The organism is Vibrio sp. 2134-1 (assembly GCF_033339495.1).
The window spans coordinates 1-871 of record NZ_JAWOUS010000237.1 but is presented as its reverse complement, the minus strand read 5'-3'; the positions used below and the strand labels follow the sequence as shown (position 1 = coordinate 871).

2 protein-coding genes are annotated in these 871 nt (G+C 46.3%); one reads left to right on the top strand and one right to left on the bottom strand.

Going from position 1 to position 871, the window contains the following annotated elements; translation table 11 throughout:
- Nucleotides 1-367: DUF808 family protein (locus R7R78_RS25170; protein WP_225474508.1), on the top strand; the 367-nt coding region annotated here is incomplete at its 5' end.
- Between the two features lie 87 nt (nucleotides 368-454).
- On the opposite strand, the gene R7R78_RS25165 is transcribed toward R7R78_RS25170, so the two are convergent.
- Nucleotides 455-871 (bottom strand): amidohydrolase family protein (locus R7R78_RS25165; protein WP_225474507.1); only part of this gene is annotated, 417 nt, incomplete at its 5' end.

The window sequence follows — 871 nt, the reverse complement described above, 5'->3', positions numbered from 1 at the left end:
CATTGGTGTTTATGGCTTAGTAGCAGGCATCGTGAAATTGGATGACTTGGGCTTCTACCTTGAAATTCGCTCAAAAGGTAAGGGCTGGATGGCGAAAGTTGGCAGTGCTTTAGTTGCTTTTGCACCAAAGCTGATGAAGTTGTTAACGATTGTGGGAACTGCTGCGATGTTTTTAGTCGGTGGCGGGATTGTAGTGCATAACGTGCCCGCCATTCACCACTTTGTAGAACCGATTATTATGAACTTTAGTGGTCATTCGGTTGCTACAGCGATTCTGCCTATTTTGCTTAACGGCATTATCGGTTTTGTAGCGGGTTTGATTGTGGTTGCTGTATGGACGGTGGTAGAAAAGCTTCGCGGTAAATAATCCACATATAAAATGAAAAAGGGCCATGCTGTCTCTAATGCGGAGAACGTCAGGCCCTTTTTTATGCACGTTATTTACGTGAAGCGATTACTTCACTTTCCACTCAATTTGTTCGTTTGCACGAATAGGCACAACGATGTCGTTGCCAAATGGCATGGATTCAGGAACATCCCAAGCTGATTTTTCTAGCGTCACCGTATCTGCGTTGCGCGCAATACCGTAAAAATCAGGACCGTTGAAGCTTGCAAACGCTTCCAAGTTTTCCAACTTGCCTTCTTTTTCAAAGACTTCTGCATAAAGTTCTAGCGCCGCGTGCGCAGTGTAAGAACCAGCACAACCGCAAGCCGATTCTTTCGCGCCTTTTGCATGCGGAGCGGAGTCGGTACCTAGGAAAAACTTTTTGCTACCACTGGTTGCGGCTTCGATTAGCGCTTGCTGGTGGGTGTTGCGCTTTAGAATCGGTAAGCAGTAGAAATGAGGCTTAATGCCACCGACAAGCATGTG